The sequence below is a fragment of the Italian clover phyllody phytoplasma str. MA1 genome (genome assembly GCF_000300695.1).
Taxonomy (GTDB): Bacteria; Bacillota_I; Bacilli_A; order Acholeplasmatales; family Acholeplasmataceae; genus Phytoplasma.
This window is the reverse complement of sequence record NZ_AKIM01000084.1, coordinates 1-249: the sequence shown is the minus strand read 5'-3', so window position 1 is coordinate 249 and position 249 is coordinate 1. Positions and strand designations below refer to the sequence as shown.

Genomic DNA, 249 nt, shown 5'->3' with positions numbered 1-249 from the left:
TTATTTTGTGGTGAAGGAGTGTGATTAGGATCTTTATCATTACCTGTTATTTTATTATAAATATACTCGATAACTTGACGAATTGGTTGAGTGGCTTTATCGTAAAATACTTTAGTTTTGGCCGCGGCATCACCTGTAAAAGTGTTGATTTGGTTTAAAACTTCAGGAAAGAATTTGAAAAGGGTCCAATAAATCGCCCCACCAATTAATAATAATGGGATGGACCATTTGAGGATATTAAAGAAAGTT

Annotated in this window: 1 pseudogene; it reads right to left on the bottom strand. The window is 33.3% G+C overall.

Annotated elements, in window-relative coordinates:
• Nucleotides 1-249, bottom strand: a pseudogene (locus tag RI01_RS02560) (hypothetical protein); the annotation flags it as partial.